This window comes from Streptomyces sp. CA-250714, from assembly GCF_050936705.1.
GTDB lineage: Bacteria > Actinomycetota > Actinomycetes > Streptomycetales > Streptomycetaceae > Streptomyces.
On sequence record NZ_JBNJMI010000002.1, the window covers coordinates 228532 to 246040 of the forward strand.

Below are 17509 nucleotides of genomic sequence, written 5' to 3' on the forward strand. Positions count from 1 at the left end.
ACCACCCGCGCAAGTATGCGGACACACAGGGACGGGGGCACCGGCCAAGCCAGTGCCCCCGCCCTGATTCGTCGTCCGCCGTCTGCGGCTTTCAGCCCTCGTCCCAGTCCGCGCTTCCCGCACCGGAGCTCGTCGGCGCACACGTGGCCCTGGACCAGCCCTCTTGGCCGGGGTTCAGGGTTACCCACTTGCCGGCCACGTCCGGCGCCCACCCGCACACCACCGTGGCGCGGAAGGCGACAGCCCGCTGAGTGTGGTTCTCGCAGTACGCCGCACCGGTCTGACCGTCCACGGCGGTCGAGCACTCCAGCACCTTCTGCGCAGCTGCAGAAGATCGAGGTGCGTCCGCCGCCGACGCTGTGCCGGCGAGCGGGACCACCGTCGCCGCACCGGCCATCAGGATCGCCGCATGCGCACGCTTCATATGTTGCTCCCGTTCAACTGCTTCCGTCGGACGGTCCCAGCGAAACAATCGGCAAGCGCGCATGCACACCTGTCATCTGTCGGGATGCCGCCGCACCTCGTCCGCATCTCGTCCGAGCATTGCGGACAGAAGCTGGCCGCAATGCTTTCTACGGTCGTTCCATGACGCAGAAGCAGATGATTCTTGTTACCGGCGCCACCGGAACCGTCGGCCGTCAGGCCGTGGCCGAACTGCGCGCCCGGGGTCACGCGGTCCGCGCCCTCACCCGGGATGCGGCGAAAGCTGACTTCCCGGCCGACGTCGAGGTCGTCGAGGGCGATCTGACCGAACCCGACAGTCTGATACCGGCCTTGGAGGGCGTCACCGGTATCCATCTGATCACCTTCGGCGGTGCCTACTTCGCGCCGCTGGAGACGGGCCCACGGATCTTGGAGTTGGCCCACGCGGCCGGCGTACGCCGGGTCACCGTGCTGCACGGCGGCGGGCCGTCCCTGCTGGAGGACGCCGTTCGCGCAGACGACGGTGTGGACTGGACTGTTCTCATGCCGGTCGAGTTCATGGCCAACGCCCTGGAGTGGGCGGACGGCATCGTGGCCTCGGGCGAAGTCCGCGAGCCGTTCGTCGGCCGGCTGAGTGCCATGGTCCACGAGGGGGACATCGGCGCCGTCGCCGCGGTCGCGCTCACCGAGGAGGGCCACGGGGGCCAGGAATACGTGATCACGGGGCCCGAGGTGCTGACCGTCAGCGACAAGGTGGCGGCGATCGCTGACGCCCGCGGCCGAGGCATCGCGCTCGTCGAGCTGACGGAGGAGCAGGCGGTTGCGCAATGGCGGGCGGCGGGCCATCCGGAGGACGTCATCGGCTTTCTGACCGAGGCGTACGGGAACACGCCGGAAGTGGGCCGTACGGTTGTCGACACCGTCGAGAAGGTCACCGGCCGCCCGAGCCGCACTTTCGCCCAGTGGGCCGCGGAGCACGCGGACGCCTTCACGGCGTAGCCGCACGCTGTACGGGTACGGGCGCGGCATGGTCCCCCTCGCAGGTGACGCCCGCGCCCGGCCCCGTCCGCCGAAGCCCGTGTGCTCCCGCTCTCTCGGATCCCGCACGGGGTCCGCCCATCACCACGGCCGGCGGAAGGTGCTCCGGGCGACGATGCGCCGGTTCTCCTTGTGGACACACTCAAGTGAGGGGCTTACAAGCAGAACCGGCGCGGGTGCGGTGCCGTCACGACCGCGTGCGGTGCCGTCACGACCGCGTGCGGTGCCGTCACGACCGTTGGATGGCGCTCTTCACATTGTCGAGATCGAAGCCGACCTCCATCACTCCGTGAGCAATGGCCAACAGAGCGCAAACGGTGGCTTTTTGTCCTGGCTCGCTGATTCCGTCCACCAATTCCTCAGCCTGCCTGGCGTACTTCCGCGCTGCCGAAAGATGCTCTTCCACGGATTCCTCCTGAGATCAGCGATGCGCCGGCTCCGTACACATCGAGGAGCAGCGTTTCTACATGAGTTCCGGAAGCATTGCGACGGCCTGGACACCCGAATGTTCACGACGCGGAGCAGCGGAACCTGACTCGTAGGAGGCGAAGACCGGTGCCCAATCGGCTGCCGCCCTCAGGAGGCGGGCGCAAGCGGGCGTGCTTACCCGGAGGCCACGGCGGCCGCCTACCGTGCCGTGGCCCCAGAAGTCCTGCTGATTCGAGCGCTCAGCCAGCAGGGGCGTTTCGAATCGCGGCTATGTCGAACTGAAGGCGTACTTTCTCGCTGACCATCGAACCGCCCTCAGCCAGCCTGCTGTTGTACGTGAGGCCCCAGTCAGAACGGTCGATAGTGGTCGTACCGTCGAAGCCAACTCGCTGGTAACCGAAGGGATCCAGCACCTGGCCTATGTAGGTCATCTCCAGCACGACGGGGCGGGTCACGTCCCTGATCGTGAGGTTGCCTGCCATGCGGTACACATCGCTGCCGACGATCTGCACGTCCGTGCTGGTGAACTGCATGTGCGGATAGTTGTCGGAATCGAAGAAGTCACGGCTGACCAGGTGGGCGTCACGCTGTCCCACCCCCGTGTCGACACTGGCCGTGGAGATGACAACCTCAGCCCGGGAGCGGGACGGATCGTGGCCGTCGAAGTAGAGACGGCTCTGATACTCCGTAAAGGCCCCGCGCACCGTGGTCACCATGGCATGGCGTACGGAGAAACCGATCCGGCTGTGCGCGGGGTCGATGATCCATTCCCCGGTGAGCATTTGCAGCGCCGGATCCACGACGGCTACGGCGGTGGGGGCTTGACCGTACGTGGCAGGGGGCGTCTGCGGGCGGGATGAGATGCCACGACTGAACAGTTTCATGCTCCACCTGGCGACTTGACGATTGGACAGTCCGGCAATGCTGCACCACCAATCGCCGTGCCCTAGCTCCGGATAAGAACCCCTTTGGGCGGTGATCACATAGTTGCCCCACGCGGAATCTTCACATGATCGACGTAATTTTTTCGGAGTCTCGAAAGCGGCAAAGTTCGCGGACGGACTTGAGTGATGGCTGGGCGCGACAACAACCGCAGTTGGGCTGCCACTTCGCCGCGTGCCCGGCGACGGCGCGGCGAAGCGGGCGGTCAACGGTCTCCCCGCGTCGGCATTCCAACCCCCACACCACCTCGGCTCATCGGCTACCAGCGGCTTCGCTCAGGTCAGGAGCCCGACGGTGGCTGCTTCGTGTGCCTGGTCCGCGGTGAGTTTGCCCTTGGTGTGACGGGTGCGGGTGTTGCTGCGGAAGACGCCGAGCCGCACCTGGTGCTCGCGGCCCTCGGTATCGGTGACGGTCTCGGTGTGGGAGCGGGGCACGCGCAGGTGCCCCTCCCGGGCCTTGAACTGCCGCGCGGCTGCCAGGTTGATCTCCCACCTCGATGCCCCGGCAGGTACGGCCGGGCCAGTGCGCTCCGCCTTCGCGGCGGGCCGCACCCCGAGCTCGGTGAGGCGTTGGCGCTGTCCGGGTTCGAGGGTGTGCCAGGCGGCGGGCTGCTCGGCGAGCCAGCTGCCGACGTCCTCTCCGTCGACGCTGACTCCGGGCTGGAGCTCTTCGAGAGTGGCGCCTTCCGCCAGCAGCCGCCGGACTTTCGCGTAGTGGCGCTGCCAGGTCAGGGGCCAGTCGGGATTCCAGTCCGGGTCGATGGCCGCCAGCCGCTTGCGGCGGCTCTCGGCCCGCTCGGGCTTCTTGGCGAGGCCGCCGGGTTTGCGGGCCTGGTGCAGCCGCTCCCCGATCCGTACGCCGGCGATGGCTGCGTCGCGCGGTGCGGCGAGGGTGTGGTGCTCGGCGAAATACAGGGCGCATACGTCCAGGAACTCGGTGAACGCCAGGTCGCGGGGGTCGAAGACGAAGCCCTCTTCGGTAAGGAGTTCGGTACGCCAGTCCTCCAGCTCGCCCGCCCGCCAGGCGCGGCGCTGTTCGGCGGCCCACTGGCCGACCGGGTAGGCGACGTGCGCCTCGCCGAGGGTGACGGTGGCGGTGTAGGGGATGTTCGCGTGCCCATGGGCGGCGGCGAAGGCACGGACGGCTTCCAGTCCGGTGAGCCAGGCGGTGGATTCCGGGCGCAGGATGCGGGTGCGGACCAGCCGGGCGATCTCCTCGGCCTCCCGGCCGCGACGGGAGAAGCGCAGCAGCGCGGGCTCGACCACCTCACCCGCCTCCGTCTTCCGGGCCTCGTGGCCGTCGGCGGGCACCGCGGTGGTCTTCCCCGCCTCGCGGGGGTCCCCGGCAGGATCGGCCGCGACGGTGTCCTCGGCCGTACCGCGTCGGCCGGAAGGGCGCAGCGCGAGCCGCTCGACGAGGCGGGAGTCGAACGCACGCAGCGCCCGCAGCACGGTCACCAGCGGTTCGAACGCGGCTGTGGCCGCCATGTCCCGGCCCTCGTCCTCCGCGCTGAGCAGGACGGGCACGACCAGGCGAGCGACCTTGCCCTCGTCGGGCTTCTGCCGCAGCGCGCGGCCCACGGCCTGGACGATATCGACGGGTGAGCTGCGTACGTCCGCGAACAGGACCCCGTCCAGGCCGCACCGCCCGGTGATGTCGACCCCCTCCCCCAGCAGACGACAGGTCGCCAGGATGCGGAATTCGGTCTTACGGCCCGCCGCGTCCTCGCCGTTGGCGAACTGCGCCAGAACTGCGCGCTGATGCGCGGCGGGGTGGAGACCGCACAGCCACTCGCCCCACACCTGCCCCGGAAACCGGCCTGCCGCACGCAGTTCATCGGCCGCGTCCGGCAGTCCGCGGGCGAAGGAGAGCGCCTCCTGGGTACGCGCGTGGAAGCTGAGGAGGCTGACAATGCCGGCGGTTTCCATGTGAGCGAGGGTGGCGGCGCGGATCGCACCCAGCCGCGCCCCACGCCGCTCATCGAGCGTCGCTTCCGTACCCGGAGGCGCGGGGTCGCGGATCTCGAGGACATCGATCTCGAAGGACGCGAGGAAACCTTCCTCGATGGCCTGCCCCAGGGGATAGGTGAAGACGGGCTTGCCGTAGAGGACTTCGTCGTCCATGGAAGCGACGAGGATTTCATCCCCGGCTTCGCCCGCTTTCCCCTGTTTCCCCTGCTTCCCCTGTTCGCCTGCCGCCTGGCGCGGGCCGCTCTTGTCCCAGATGCGCGGGGTCGCGGTCATGTACAGGCGCCGGTCGGCGGGGATACGGGTGTTGTCGTGGATGACGGCCCACGGCTTCGTGGCCAGGCCCGCGGTCCGGTGGGCCTCGTCCACGATCGCCAACCCGAACCCGTCGAGCTGCTGCCCGAACGCCCCGGCCAGCGCGCGCTCCAGCACACCGGCGACCTCACGCTCCTCCGCGGCTTCATCGTCCTCGGCGTCGTTGGCCTCTGCGGGGCGGCCCGGGTTGCCGACCAGGGAGGCGTAGGTGGCGAAGACGGTCACCGGTCCGCTGCCGGCCCACATCGCGAGCCGGATCGGGTTGGTCGTACACCGGATGTCCAGGTCCTCGGCCAAGTACGTGCGAACCTCGGGGTCGCGGTCCAGGGAGCAGACCGCGACCCCACGGCCGCGCATCCCGTACTGCCGCCACTTCTCCACCGTCTGAGTGAGCAGGCCGAGCGTCGGCACCAGCACCAGCACCCGCCCCCGTGGCTTGAGACGGCGGGCGACCTCATAGGCGATGAGAGTCTTGCCCGACCCCGGAGCAGCGACCACCTGCGTCCGCAAACCCCCTGCGGGAATGCCACCGGGCGGGGTCTCCAGCGCGGCAACCGCCGCCTCGACGGCCTCCTCCTGCCGAGGACGCGGCCGCATCAACCCGCTCACATCGTTCCCCTTCTCCGCTCCCTGCTTCGGCGCTGCGGTCCGGTCCGTTGGCTTTGCAGGGTCTCACCTTCGTGTCAGGTGACGGCTCTGCGCCGCGTCCCATAGGCGGCGCCGGCATGACCTGGCAGCAACGACCTCGCTCCCGTACCCGCGGACCACGTGCAACTCGGTCACTAGGCGCGAATAGTGGACGGACAGTGGATGTCTCCGCACGCCACGACACGACAGCGGAGAAATGACACGGCGCCGGCGAACCCACACAGCCTTCCAGGGGCGGGCTGCCCGTCGACCTTGACGGCCCAGCGGTCACACCCCAATGAAGCTGACCGTTTCTGTCATATCCGCCCGCCCGGTACGCAGCCGTGGCACGCCTTCTTTTTCGAATCCCACTGAGACGCCACAGAACAATACGAACCTGTCATCGGCTCCGACTATCTGGCTGACAGTCTTGCGGTACATGGTCCACATCACCTGGGGGCAGCTGTGCAACCCCTCCGCCCTCAGCAACAGCATGACCGTCTGCAAGTACATCCCCGCGTCCCCCCACTGTCCGGGCCCCATCGTCCGGTCGAGGTAGCAGAACAGTACGACGGGCGCTCCGAACGCCTCCGAATTCAAGGCGGCGATTTTCATGGGCCTGTCGGGGTCGTGGCGCTCGATTCCCAGCGCTTCGTACCGCTGGGCGGCCGCGGCGGAGAAGCGGTCCAGATACGGTGAGGCCAGTTCGGCCGGGTACATCGGATACTCCCGGTCATCACCGGGGTCTCCCGCCAGTGCCCTGGCCGTCGCGAGCCTCTTCAGTTCGGCCAAGGGCTCGCCGGTCACGACATATACATGCCACGGCTGGAGGTTCCCGCTCGACGGAGCACGCGTCGCCGCAACCAGCACTCGTTCGAGTACCTCTTTGGATACCGGCTCATCACTGAACGCCCGCACAGCCCGGCGACTGTCCACGGCCTCATACACATCCACGTCCCCGCGTCCTCTCCCTCAACCGGCTCCTCCACCGTATTCAGCGGTCGGTGCCGAGCATTGACCCGTCCCGGGCAGCGCCCTGACGATCAGTCCAGTCGTTGGTAGGACTCTGGAATACAGAGGCGACCTGACGGGGCCGCTCAATGGGAGCTGCTTCGACCGCTCCTGCCGGTGAGCAACGGACGTTGTGGCAGGTGGCGGGATCACCGGCAGGTGATCAACGGAGTGCTGTACCGGATCAGGACAGGTGCGCAGTGGCCGAGCGGCATCGCCGTTGGTCGGCACACAGCACTTGGGAACGGCCGTTACGTTCGGATCACCGAACCCTTGGAGTGTGAGCGCGCTCGTCGAGTACGGCGTCTCCGACGGCCTCTGTAGCCTGGCGTCGCTGTACGTCGGGGGGGGGGAGCTGACCGTGGAGAACATCCTGTCCGTAGCCATCGGAGCCGCTATCGGCCTCATAGGGGTGGTGTTCGGTTCATGGTTCACTGCACGCCGACAGGACCGCATGTGGCTCCGTGAACAGAAGCTCAAAGCCGGGATCGGCTTCAACACGGCCGTAGTTCAGCTACTGGACTACCTGAAGGAAGCACGGCTCAGTGACGACGGTCCCGGAGCCAACGAGTTGGCGAACCAGATGCAGGAAGCACGCTCAGCCCTCTACCTGCTCTGCGCCAGCGACACCGTCGAACTCGCTGATGCTCTTGCGCGTCGGGTCTGGAGCACCCTGCCAACCGACGGCAGGGACGACCGCCGGGCCGAGTTCCGAGAGACGTTGGACCTCCTGCGTCGCTTCACCCGCCAGCTCCGGCAAGAGATCGCCAGCTCGTAGTCCTCTTCTGGTGGTGGCTTCGTCCGGGTTGGGCCAGGAAGCCTTGGCGGGCAAGGTGTCCGAAGCTGTTGCGGGTGACGTTCATGCTTGGGTCGACGGTGGGCTGGCCGAGTAGTCGTGCCGTCGGACCTGAACGAAGGCGTGCACGATCTGCTGGTAGGCGGTGCCTCGGTTCTGAGGACCGGACCGGGATCGGATATTCGGTGTTCCTGCCCGCCCCATGAGGACGCAAGATGACGCCCATGACTTTGGCCACCCCCACACTGCACACCGCTCGCCTGCGACTGCGGCCCTTCACCGACGCCGACGCGGAGCCCCTCTTCGCGCTGCACAGCAGCACCTATGTGATGCGCTACTGGGACTCGCCGCCGTGGACCGAACGGGCCCGCGCCGAGCGCTTCATCGCGATGTGCCGGACGATGGCGGACGAAGGCACCGGCGCTCGGGTGGCCATCGACCGGGTTTCTGACGGGGCCTTCGTCGGCTGGTGCGGTCTGACCGGATGGAACCCGGACTACCGCAGCGCCTCGTTGGGCTACGTCCTCGGCGATGCGATGTGGGGCCACGGCTACGCGACGGAGGCTGCGCACGCCTTGCTGCGGTGGGCCTTCGACACACTGGACCTGAATCGGGTTCAGGCCGAGACCGATACGCGCAACGTGGCATCCGCCCGGGTGCTGGAGAAGGTCGGATTCGTGCGGGAAGGGACGTTGCGGGAAGACTGCGTCGTCAACGGCGAGGTATCCGACTCGTGGGTGTTCGGGCTGATCCGGCGAGAGTGGCGGCCGTAGGCCGTACCGATCCCAGCCCGCTGAGAGGCCGCTACATCCGTTTCCGGTACAGGTGCCTCCGGGCTGGGTGTACTGCCGACCAGGCCGGGAAATCGTGCGGCAGAAGCCTGGGACGCCTTGGCGCGCAAGGCGGCCGAGGCGTCTGCGCGTTGTCGTACGCACGGGCCGTCCGCCGGGGTGGACGACAAGCTTGCTGTCCGCTACGAGGCCACCGTGCTGGTTGCGGCCATCAACGAGTGGCTGTGACCAGAGATGTTTGGTACATCCCCGAGCTGGTCACGAGGGACGAGCGGCTGACCTGCGGAACAGCGATAGGACATCGGCCGTGAGATCAGGACACGAGCGTCGAGACCCTACAACTGCCTAGGCGGAGAAGCCCACGGAGGTGGCGTACTCGTACTGGCCCCATTGCGAGCCGAGGTCGGTCAGCCAGTCCTCCCACGCGTCCGCGAGTGCTTCGTCGTCCTGGGCGACCCAGGCGTCCACGATCCGGTCCCAGACGCGGATGCGCAGACGGCGGAAGCCGGCGACCGGGGTGATGGTTCGCCGTCGGGGCTCGGGGACAGCCCGCTGGTCGAGGGGCTGGATCTCCACGCGGGTGCCGCCGCGGGCGTTGAGGCGCTGCAAGAGGTGGCGGGAGACGTTGCGGCGGCGGTAGGCGCGGTAGGCGGCATCGATGCGGGCGAGGTTGTGGCGGGAGGGGGTCTGCTTGTGCTGGAGCCACCGGCGCAGTGTGCCCCGCGTGACGGAGATCCCCGCATCGGACATCGCCTGGTACCCGGCAGGGGAGTTGGTGAGGTAGTTCAGGCGCGCGTTCAGCCCGCGGCGACTGGTGACGGGTGAGCGGATGCCGCCCTCCAGGGCGAGGCGATCGAGGACGTCGGCGGCGAGCTGGGCGCTCTTCTGTCCCTGGGCGCCGTAGAGGCCGAAGTTGAGGGTGCGCTCGGGCACTTCAGTTCACCTCTCGCTCGCGGTAGCTGCCCTCGGCCACCTTCTCAAGCCGGTAGACCTGTTTGGGCTTGAACTCGGTGACTTCACGCCCCTCGGGGAACAGCGGCGTATCCTTCCCCGCCACCCGCGCGTCTCTCCAGTCGCCGGCCAGGTGAAGCTCGTCGGTGCCCATCATCCGCACGACCGTCAGCCCCGCCTGGTGGGCCTGCCACGCCTTGTTCCACAGATTCGCGAACGCCTGGCTACGGATGATGTGCATCCAGTCCTGCCGGTACAGATCCCGGTTGTAGTTCGACTCCCCCATCGTCGACACCAGCTTCGAATACATCGCCTTGACGTACTCGTACACCGCCTCACCCTCCGCCGATTCGGTGGCCAGGGCGCGGGTGCGGGCCTGGACCAGAGCACGGCGCAGGGACTCCAGGAGCTGTTCGGTGGAGCCGGAGGTCCACGACTCGTGGATCAGCGGCCGGTCACACAGCCCGTACTTGGGGCCGGAGAGCCGCAGCAGCAGCCGGAGAGTGGATTCGGTGATCCAGAACGGGCCGGGCTCCTCCCGGTCACCGATCGGGTTGGGCAGGTCGGGGTGGCCCCAGGTGGGTGGGGTGACCAGGTGGACACCCGAGCGATTGGTGTCGTGCGCCGGCCCGCCTTCGTCGGGGCCGAGGTGGTGTTCCAGCTGCCCGATCGGCAGATGCGCCTTCAGCGCGCTGAGGTAGGCGCCATTGACGTCCAGCGCCGTCACCGGCACCGCCTGTTCCGCGAGCTGGTCGAGAACCTCGGGTGGGGCCGCCCAGCGGGGACGGGCCTCCCAGATGTCGTCGGCGTCCTGACGGCCCCGCTTGTGCAGGATGTCGGGCAGGTCGGGGTAGTTACGGAAGTCGTAGCGGCCGCCGGCCCGGCTCTGCTCCAGCAGATCCATGACGTCCGGGATGGCGGTCTTCTGGAGCTGGGCCACCGCCGTCTGGACCTCTCCCCCGGTCTCGGCCAGCACGGCGCGGACCCTGCCCTCGATCCGCTCCACCAACTCGGCCACCACTCCGCCGGACTTCCGCACCATCGCCGACCCGCCGGCCTCGGCACCGCCGCGTGGGGTACCGGCGCGTGGGGCGCCGCCGCCTGGGGCGGCAGCCACCGCCCGCGGAGCAGGCCGGGCCGTACGGCGCGCCGGGGACGGAACCGTCACCTCGCCGACCCCGCCCGGCGCAGCGGCTACCGGTGACGACGGCGCGGCAGGTGCCGCAGATGCCGCAGGTGCCGCAGCGGTGGAGGCCGGGACGGGACCCGAGGGCGCGGACGAGGCCGGAGCGGGCCGCATGGACGGGGCAGGCTGGTCGAGCAGGCGCAGGTGCGTCATGTCCAAGGCCACCTCCACCGAGCCCAGTGTGCCCAAGTCCCGGGCCGTGACCGTGATCCGGGCCGTGGTGCCGTCGCCGGGGCGGGTCAGATGGAAGACGCGGTCCGCGTCCAGTTGGTCCACCAGATGGGCATCGCCGGTGGCCAGCAGCGCCACAACAGCGGCCCGCTGTTCGGCAGCGAGCCGGGCCAGGGCCTTCACCGCTGACGGCAGGGACCTGCCGGAGAGCGGGGTGTTGTCCGTACGGGCATGTTGGAGCCGGTCGACCACCACCACACCCAGCCCCTCGATCCGGGCAGCCTCCGCGGCAATCGCCTGCGCTGTCGGCTCAGGACGGGTGAACGACAACGGCGCGGACCGCAGCCGCCCCTCAGTATCCACGACAGCCTGCCGCTGCTCGGGGGTCAGGGCCCCGGCGGCGAACTGGGCATAGGGCACGAGGGCTTCGGCGGCGACCAGGCGCCGGGCCGCCACCTGCAACGGCACCCCGGAGAGGGCGTAGAGCACCGGCACCGGCTGCTCGGAGTCGAACGCGGCCGCTCGCGCAGCCTGCAACGGCAGCAGGCTGCCACCCGCATTCGGCGGCGCCACGACCAGCGTCACACTCCCCCGCACCAGGCCGCCGCTGATCCGGTCCAACGCGGCCACGCCCGTCGACAGGCCTGACGTCTGCGGGGCGGTCTCCAGCAGGCCGTCGAGGACGTCACCGAGTCCGGTGATTCCCGCGGCGGCGTTCTGCCGCGGCTGAGGATTCCGGGGCGGGGTGTGCCGGGAGACAGTGGCTGCGGGGTGCCCGCCCACCGTCAGGATCTGGGGTCCTTCTTGGGCAGCGGCCACCAGATTGCCCAGCTCCTGCCGGGCCTGTGTGCTCGTCCACATCTTGCTGCCGACCGAGTCCGGGCGGCTCAGGTGGCGCATCACAGCGGCTTGCCTGCTCTTGGAGTTCACCAGCACGACGTCCTCACCCTGCTGGAGACGCTCGACCACCTCGCTCCACTGCTCACGTGCCTGCGAGAGCGTCAACTCCACCGAGGTGCCTCCTTTGTGCGGTGCTCCAGCCTAGCAGTGTAGGTACTGCGTAGCTTCAAGCCTGATACATCGATGTGCCGCGACCGACAGTTGGCCGTTTCATCGGCTGCCGGTGCCGTATCGGGTCAACGCTCGCCCTGGCGTTGCCCTTACGCGGAGCGCGAGTGAGCCCCACATCGCCGCTGGAACATGCTGATCGGTGGACGAAGGGGGCAAGGCCGATCGGGCGCTGTCAAACATCGCGTCATCGTCTAACTGGCCTTACTGGCAAGGGAGTTGAGCCGATTTCGCGGTGATCTTGCGATGGCTTGTGGAGGACCAGATGGATGACCTGGAGAGGCCACATGTGAGTGGTGGGGCTGGTGATACGCATGAGAAATGAACAACGAGGTTCAGCAGCCGCACGGCGACGACCCGGCTGCGCACAAGCGGAACTCTGACGTCCGCCATAGCGACATCACTGTCACGGACGAGGCGACAGTCAAGCGGGCTACGAGGGCCGCCGCTGTCGGCAACGCCATGGAATGGTTCGACTTCGGGATCTACGCGTATCTCGCGGTCACTATCGGAAAGGTCTTCTTCCCCGGGGACGGCGGCACACAGCTCCTGGCCTCCTTCACGGCCTTCGCCGCGTCCTTCCTGATCCGGCCGCTGGGCGGGATGGTCTTCGGACCGCTCGGCGACCGTCTCGGCCGAAAGCAAGTGCTGGCGCTGACCATGGTGCTGATGGCGGCAGGCACCTTCTGTATCGGTCTGATCCCCTCCTACGACTCGATCGGGATCGCCGCTCCCGTCCTGTTGCTGCTCTGCCGCATGGTTCAGGGCTTCTCCACGGGCGGCGAGTACGGCGGCGCGGCCACCTTCATCGCCGAGTACGCGCCGGACAAGCGGCGTGGCTACTTCGGCAGCTTCCTGGAACTGGGCACCCTGATCGGCTACACCGGCGCCGCCGGTCTGGTCCTCGTGCTCAACACCGTGCTGGGCGACGAGCAGATGCTGGCCTGGGGCTGGCGGATTCCGTTCCTGATCGGCGGACCGATCGGAGTTGTCGGGCTGTACCTGCGGACGAAGCTGGACGAGACCCCGGCCTTCCAGCAGCAGCAGGCGCAGTCGGCCGAGGCGGGCACCGACGCGGCGGGCGGGCCCAAGCTGTCGGAGGACATGCCGCGGAAGAAGTTCACGGCGATCTTCACCGAGCAGTGGCCCATGCTGCTCCTGTGCATCGCCCTGGTCGCGGCCTACAACATCACCGACTACATGCTCCTGTCGTACATGCCCGCGTATCTGACCGACGCCCTCGACTACAAGCACTCGATGGAGCTGGTCGCGGCGATCATCGCCATGGTGGCGATGGCAGTGGTGATCCAGCGGGTGGGGAACCTCGCCGACCGCTTCGGCCGCAAGCCGCTGCTGATGGCCGGCATGGGGGGCTTCGCCGTGCTGACGATCCCCGTCTTCGTCCTCTTCCAGCAGGGCAGCTTCGCGGCGGTGATCGTCGGACTGCTGTTGCTGGGCGCCCCTCTGGTGTGTCTGCTGGGCACCATGTCGGCGACGCTGCCCGCGCTCTTCCCCACGGAAGTGCGGTACGGCTCGCTGTCCGTCGGCTACAACGTGTCCACCTCCCTCTTCGGCGGTACGGCACCGATGGTGATGGCGTATCTGGTCGACAGCACCGGCGACAAGTTGGCCCCGGCCTACTACGCCTCGGGCGCTGCCGTCCTCGGCATCATCGCCGTGGCCTTCATGAAGGAGACCGCGCAGCAGCCGCTGCCGGGCTCACCGCCCTCGGTCAGCACGGACGAGGAAGCTCGCGCTCTGGCCCGTACCGAAACCGACGCGGCCGTGGTCTGATCCGGCTCGCCCACCGCCTGCTCCGCCCCGGCCCACTGGGTCGGGGCGCGAGCGCTTTCATGATCGGTGGTCTCGCCGAGAACCAACGCCGATCACCGTCGTCCCCACCATGGTCAACGGCAGCCCGGCACTCCTCGTACATCTGGACGAGGAGATCGACGGTGTCATGGCGGTCCATGTCGAGGACGCCCGTATCACCGGTCTCTACTACGTCCGCGACCCCGAAAGCTGACCCGCGTCGTCTGGGAGACCCCGCTCACCCTGCGCTGAACTTCCGGTGGTGGAGCAGCCATCCGGAATCCGGGGTGACGCCGAGACAGCGCGCGGCGGCGTCAGCCCCGGAACAGTCGGCGAACGACTTCCGGGCGAGGCGCTGCGCGAGCGCACGGAAACACGGGATGAGTCGTCTAATCTGAACCGTGCTTGACGTGACCGCGGCGGCCGGCCGGGGTGGATGGGGGAGGCACACGGTGCAGGCGAGTTGGACGGGGGCCGCACGCCCCGGTGAGCAGATCGGCCCGTACACCGTACTGACGGAGCTGGCCAGTGGTGGCATGGGCCGCGTTTATTTGGCCCGTTCCCCGGGTGGCCGCACCGTCGCCGTGAAGATCCTCCTGGCCACGTCCGACGGCGGCACCATCTCGGAGCCGGACCGCCGCCGCTTCGCCCGGGAGGTGGCCCTGGCCCAGCGCGTGCGCGGTCTGTTCACCGCCGGCGTGGTGGATGCGGACGCCGACGCCCCCGTTCCCTGGATGGCCACCGAGTACATCCCGGCTCCGTCACTGCGCGAACTGGTCGCGTCTCAAGGCCCGTTGCCACCCACCGCGCTGTACTGGATCGCGGCCGGAATGGCCGAGGCCCTGGTGAGCATCCACACCGCCGGACTGGTCCACCGCGACGTCAAGCCCTCGAACGTGCTGCTGCCCGAGGACGGCCCCCGCGTGATCGACTTCGGGATCTCCCAGGCCGCCGACGTCACCCGTACAAAGACCGCTCTCGGCACCGTCGCCTTCATCGCACCCGAACAGGCCCGAGGCGAGCCGACCACCACCGCGTCCGATGTCTTCTCGCTGGGCGCCACGCTGTTCTACCTGGTCACGGGCCGTAGCCCGTACCGCGACATGGGCCCAGGGCAGCACGATCGAGCAACTGGTCCGGGCGGCCGAGGGCGACCTCGACCTGCACGACCTGCCCACCGACCTGGACGCCCTGATCCGCCCCTGCCTCGCCCTGGACCCCGCCCGACGTCCCACCACACACGATCTGTTGGCGCAGGTCAGCACCGTTCTCGCCGAGCACCCGCAAGCACGCGGCGCCACCGACTGGCTCCCGCGCGGCTGGTCCGCCGCTATCGAGCAGCACCGAAGACGGCGTGCTGAGGAGGCCGATGCGGCCCAGCGGCGTATCGACCCCGAGGCGGTCACCGCCCGCATGCGGCCCACCGCCGCCCGCACCCGCCACTTGCCCAGCTCGATACCGCGACAGCCTGCACCGCGCCGCTCCGGACTGTGGCTCGGCATCGCCCTGGCCGGACTCCTCGCCGGAGGCGGTGTCATGTACCTACTACTCCAGCGGGACGGCGACACCCCCGCGCCCGGGGAGGTACAGCAGGACCTGCGGCTGGCCCTGGTGGAACAGAGCGCTTCCGGCGAGTGCACCAACAAGCTGCCGCCGCCCACCTTCTACTCCCAGGACCTGAAGAGCTGCTACAGGATCTCCACCGATGCCGAGGAGCGCATGAGCGTCAAGCAACTCCGGCAGGTGCGCACCGAGTTCGGCGAGACTTCGGGCTGGATGATCCAGGCGTCGTTCCAGGACCAGGACGCGAAACGGTTCGCGGCCCTCACCGGGCGGGCGGCCCAACGCCAGTCCCCGCGGAACCAGGTCGCCATCGTCCTGGGCGACCGCCTCATCAGCGCCCCCGCCGTCACGGGATCCATCACCGGGGGCCAGGTGCAGATCACTGGCAACTTCACGGAGGACTCCGCGAAGGCGTTGGCCAAGGAACTGGGGGCCCGCTAGGGGTTTTCGGCGCCTTCTTGCTTGGGCCCTCTCGGTTGTTCCGGTTAGGGGGTGCCCCTGTCCGGGGCTTGCGGGCTGCGGGTGGGTTGTGGTTGCTCGCGCAGTTCCCCGCGCCCCTTCGGGGCGCGTGTTCCTGCTGCGCTTGGGCAATCTGCGCCCCTCTCAGAATGCGTGGAAATCCTCGAAGGAGGGCTCGAATGAGGGGTTGGGCAGGCGAATGGCTTTGCAGCGAGTCGCTGGTTCGGTCGGGGAATCGGCGGCAGCTGCCGTCGAATCCTCGCTGGGGAAGGCGTCGGGAATCACCGTCCAGCCCAGGTTCCGCTCGTAGTAGTGCACGGCGGTCCGCACTGATGGTGCCCAGGTGTCGTCGATGACGATCAGACCGCCGGGCCGGACGATCTTGCGTAGGAAGTAGAGGTCGACGAAGACCTCGTGGAAGCGGTGACTGCCGTCCACGAATGCCGCGTCAGCGACGAGACCTTCGGTGAGCAGTTGCGGAAGCGCGATCGATGAAGGAGCGAGCATGAGCGAGGCGATCGTGTCCAGGCCCGCGCGGCGCAGCAGGTCCCAGCCGGCATTGGACCAGTCACGTTCCTGGAACGGGTCGATGATGACGTGCCGGGGACGCGGTGCGTTGACCGCGACCAGCGCCTCACCGATCGCCAGCGCGGAACTGGCGTAGGCGAGACCCACCTCGACAACCGTCTGCGCACCCTCGGCCACCAACAGGTCCCGCAGCTGGTCGCAATCGCGCTCGGGCACCGTGACCGTATCGAAGTCCGCCTCGCGATCCCGAGTCCACGGCGGCCCCTCCTGAACGAGTCGACGGTGTACCTCACGGATGCGCGCGCGACGTTCATCGGTCTTCATCGTGCTGACCACCTCTCGACTGACGCCGGGCGTGTCCGGCACGCGCACTGTTGTCGAACGCAAGCTTCGCAGGGGAGCCGCGCCCTGTCAGGGGCGCGGGGAACGGCGCGACCAGCCACAACAAACCCGCAGCCCGCAAGCGTCGGGAACGGACACCCCCATAGCGGAACAGCGGAGAGGGACCGAGCAAAACGCGCCGGACACCGCCTAGCGGCACGGCGCGCTCACCCCATGGTCAAGCCGCAGCATCCAGCGCAAGCGCGGAGTCAATGGTGGCGTCCAGGAAAGCAAGGGCATCGTGGCGGCGGGCGAGTGGGTTGCGGTAGTGCCGGCGGCCCTCTGCGCCGCCGGTGCGCAAGTACAGGCTCTCTTCGATGATGGGACGCCGAGCCGGGTCGAACGCTTCAAGCGCGTACCGGCCGGCGCCGCACTTGGAGGTCATGTCTCCGGTGGCGAGCGTGTAGTGCAACCGGCTCACGCCGAGGACCGCCCACACCGGGAACCACCGGGTGAGCCCGATGGCGAGCCCCAAGGGGCTCGGCTGTCGTTTCCGCTGCCACCAAGGCCTCCAGTAGAAGCTGAGGTTGTCGGCCGTGAAGGCCCGCAGGGCAGCCTGCTCGGCCCATACGCCCGCCTCGGCCGGCCGGGGCCCGCGCACCGCGATGCCGTACCAGGCCAGCTCGCAAAAGGTCACCGCGTTGATGCCGGACCGACCAGCCGGTATGAACCGGCTCTCCTGCGCGCAGGGAACGTCCGGGCAACCGTCCGGCCCGGCCGCAAGGTCGCTCCAGGTGAGGAACGCACCGTCGAGGTGCGGCCGGGGAAAGCGGGCGACGGTGCGGGCGTGCGCCTCCGCAAGCGCCGCCACCTCCTGCGAGTCGTCCCGGAGTCGCTGGTCGGTCACCGCGATGAAGTCGATGTCGCTCGCCGTGCTGAGCCGCCCCCGGCCACCACCGGGATGGAAGTCGTTCAACGCCACCGAGCCGACCAGGTAGAAGCCGGTGACCAACCCCGGTGTCAGCTCGTCGACAGTGGCCAGGAACATGTTCACTGTCCGGCGGACCTCTGCGGGAAGATCGTCGGTCAACACGGCCTCCAACTTACCGTT

The 17509-nt window shown here is 68.6% G+C and carries 17 protein-coding genes and 1 pseudogene; 9 read left to right on the top strand and 9 right to left on the bottom strand.

Features of this window, described 5'->3' with window-relative positions; all coding sequences use genetic code 11:
• Nucleotides 1-91: 91 nt before the first annotated feature.
• Nucleotides 92-424: a hypothetical protein gene (locus tag ACQEU8_RS19890; protein WP_433102902.1), complete on the bottom strand. Its 333-nt coding sequence runs from the start codon at nucleotides 422-424 to the stop codon at nucleotides 92-94.
• A 161-nt stretch (nucleotides 425-585) separates the two neighbouring features.
• Here ACQEU8_RS19890 and ACQEU8_RS19895 point away from each other — a divergent pair, with 161 nt between their 5' ends.
• Nucleotides 586-1422: an SDR family oxidoreductase gene (locus ACQEU8_RS19895; protein WP_433102904.1), complete on the top strand. Its 837-nt coding sequence runs from the start codon at nucleotides 586-588 to the stop codon at nucleotides 1420-1422.
• 268 nt (nucleotides 1423-1690) lie between these two features.
• On the opposite strand, the gene ACQEU8_RS19900 is transcribed toward ACQEU8_RS19895, so the two are convergent.
• The 4 genes from ACQEU8_RS19900 to ACQEU8_RS19915 all read right to left on the bottom strand — a co-directional run bounded on the left by ACQEU8_RS19900 (nucleotide 1691) and on the right by ACQEU8_RS19915 (nucleotide 6695).
• On the bottom strand, nucleotides 1691-1867 hold the full coding sequence (locus ACQEU8_RS19900) for a hypothetical protein (RefSeq protein WP_433102906.1): 177 nt from the start codon (nucleotides 1865-1867) through the stop codon (nucleotides 1691-1693).
• A 262-nt stretch (nucleotides 1868-2129) separates the two neighbouring features.
• Nucleotides 2130-2774, bottom strand: coding sequence for a YceI family protein (locus tag ACQEU8_RS19905; RefSeq protein WP_433102908.1), 645 nt, complete (start codon nucleotides 2772-2774; stop codon nucleotides 2130-2132).
• A gap of 333 nt (nucleotides 2775-3107) precedes the next feature.
• Nucleotides 3108-5723, bottom strand: a complete 2616-nt coding sequence (locus ACQEU8_RS19910; RefSeq protein WP_433102911.1) for a Helicase associated domain protein — start codon at nucleotides 5721-5723, stop codon at nucleotides 3108-3110.
• A gap of 306 nt (nucleotides 5724-6029) precedes the next feature.
• On the bottom strand, nucleotides 6030-6695 hold the full coding sequence (locus tag ACQEU8_RS19915) for a nitroreductase family protein (RefSeq protein ID WP_433102913.1): 666 nt from the start codon (nucleotides 6693-6695) through the stop codon (nucleotides 6030-6032).
• A 112-nt stretch (nucleotides 6696-6807) separates the two neighbouring features.
• On the opposite strand from ACQEU8_RS19915, the pseudogene ACQEU8_RS19920 reads away from it, so the two are divergent.
• The 4 genes and pseudogenes from ACQEU8_RS19920 to ACQEU8_RS19935 all read left to right on the top strand — a co-directional run.
• A pseudogene (locus tag ACQEU8_RS19920) lies at nucleotides 6808-7006 on the top strand (transposase); the annotation flags it as partial.
• 107 nt (nucleotides 7007-7113) lie between these two features.
• Complete coding sequence (locus ACQEU8_RS19925) at nucleotides 7114-7530, top strand: hypothetical protein (protein ID WP_433108586.1); 417 nt, start codon at nucleotides 7114-7116, stop codon at nucleotides 7528-7530.
• 242 nt (nucleotides 7531-7772) lie between these two features.
• Entirely contained in the window at nucleotides 7773-8321 is a 549-nt protein-coding gene (locus tag ACQEU8_RS19930) for a GNAT family N-acetyltransferase (protein WP_433108588.1), read from the top strand.
• 117 nt (nucleotides 8322-8438) lie between these two features.
• Nucleotides 8439-8567 (top strand): hypothetical protein, encoded by a 129-nt coding sequence (locus ACQEU8_RS19935; RefSeq protein ID WP_433102915.1) that lies wholly within the window; start codon nucleotides 8439-8441, stop codon nucleotides 8565-8567.
• 117 nt (nucleotides 8568-8684) lie between these two features.
• Here the strand turns inward: ACQEU8_RS19935 and ACQEU8_RS19940 are convergent, their stop codons facing one another.
• Together ACQEU8_RS19940 and ACQEU8_RS19945 are read right to left on the bottom strand one after the other, a co-directional pair.
• Nucleotides 8685-9272 carry a transcriptional regulator gene (locus ACQEU8_RS19940; protein ID WP_433102917.1) on the bottom strand — a complete coding sequence of 196 codons (588 nt, stop codon included), beginning with the start codon at nucleotides 9270-9272 and terminating at the stop codon, nucleotides 8685-8687.
• Between the two features lies 1 nt (nucleotide 9273).
• Complete coding sequence (locus ACQEU8_RS19945) at nucleotides 9274-11658, bottom strand: DnaB-like helicase C-terminal domain-containing protein (RefSeq protein ID WP_433102919.1); 2385 nt, start codon at nucleotides 11656-11658, stop codon at nucleotides 9274-9276.
• Nucleotides 11659-12036: 378 nt separating this feature from the next.
• Between ACQEU8_RS19945 and ACQEU8_RS19950 the strand changes: the two genes are divergently transcribed.
• The 4 genes from ACQEU8_RS19950 (at nucleotide 12037) to ACQEU8_RS19965 (ending at nucleotide 15531) form a co-directional block, all read left to right on the top strand.
• Entirely contained in the window at nucleotides 12037-13509 is a 1473-nt protein-coding gene (locus ACQEU8_RS19950; protein ID WP_433102921.1) for an MFS transporter, read from the top strand.
• 109 nt (nucleotides 13510-13618) lie between these two features.
• Nucleotides 13619-13741, top strand: coding sequence for a hypothetical protein (locus tag ACQEU8_RS19955; RefSeq protein WP_433102923.1), 123 nt, complete (start codon nucleotides 13619-13621; stop codon nucleotides 13739-13741).
• A 322-nt stretch (nucleotides 13742-14063) separates the two neighbouring features.
• Entirely contained in the window at nucleotides 14064-14888 is an 825-nt protein-coding gene (locus ACQEU8_RS19960; protein WP_433108590.1) for a serine/threonine-protein kinase, read from the top strand.
• Between the two features lie 175 nt (nucleotides 14889-15063).
• On the top strand, nucleotides 15064-15531 hold the full coding sequence (locus tag ACQEU8_RS19965) for a SecDF P1 head subdomain-containing protein (RefSeq protein WP_433108592.1): 468 nt from the start codon (nucleotides 15064-15066) through the stop codon (nucleotides 15529-15531).
• A gap of 162 nt (nucleotides 15532-15693) precedes the next feature.
• Here the strand turns inward: ACQEU8_RS19965 and ACQEU8_RS19970 are convergent, their stop codons facing one another.
• Both ACQEU8_RS19970 and ACQEU8_RS19975 read right to left on the bottom strand, forming a co-directional pair.
• The gene (locus ACQEU8_RS19970) at nucleotides 15694-16401 is read right to left on the bottom strand and encodes a class I SAM-dependent methyltransferase (protein WP_433102925.1); all 708 of its coding nucleotides are present in this window, start codon (nucleotides 16399-16401) and stop codon (nucleotides 15694-15696) included.
• Between the two features lie 235 nt (nucleotides 16402-16636).
• Complete coding sequence (locus ACQEU8_RS19975; RefSeq protein ID WP_433102927.1) at nucleotides 16637-17491, bottom strand: aminoglycoside adenylyltransferase domain-containing protein; 855 nt, start codon at nucleotides 17489-17491, stop codon at nucleotides 16637-16639.
• Nucleotides 17492-17509: the final 18 nt, after the last annotated feature.

Coding starts and splice junctions, on each gene's coding strand:
- ACQEU8_RS19890 (WP_433102902.1), bottom strand. CDS start 424: ATGAAGCGTGCGCATGCGGCGATCCTGATGGCCGGTGCGGCGACGGTG.
- ACQEU8_RS19950 (WP_433102921.1), top strand. CDS start 12,037: ATGAACAACGAGGTTCAGCAGCCGCACGGCGACGACCCGGCTGCGCAC.
- ACQEU8_RS19955 (WP_433102923.1), top strand. CDS start 13,619: ATGGTCAACGGCAGCCCGGCACTCCTCGTACATCTGGACGAGGAGATC.
- ACQEU8_RS19960 (WP_433108590.1), top strand. CDS start 14,064: ATGGGCCGCGTTTATTTGGCCCGTTCCCCGGGTGGCCGCACCGTCGCC.
- ACQEU8_RS19930 (WP_433108588.1), top strand. CDS start 7,773: ATGACTTTGGCCACCCCCACACTGCACACCGCTCGCCTGCGACTGCGG.
- ACQEU8_RS19895 (WP_433102904.1), top strand. CDS start 586: ATGACGCAGAAGCAGATGATTCTTGTTACCGGCGCCACCGGAACCGTC.
- ACQEU8_RS19905 (WP_433102908.1), bottom strand. CDS start 2,774: ATGAAACTGTTCAGTCGTGGCATCTCATCCCGCCCGCAGACGCCCCCT.
- ACQEU8_RS19970 (WP_433102925.1), bottom strand. CDS start 16,401: ATGAAGACCGATGAACGTCGCGCGCGCATCCGTGAGGTACACCGTCGA.
- ACQEU8_RS19965 (WP_433108592.1), top strand. CDS start 15,064: ATGTACCTACTACTCCAGCGGGACGGCGACACCCCCGCGCCCGGGGAG.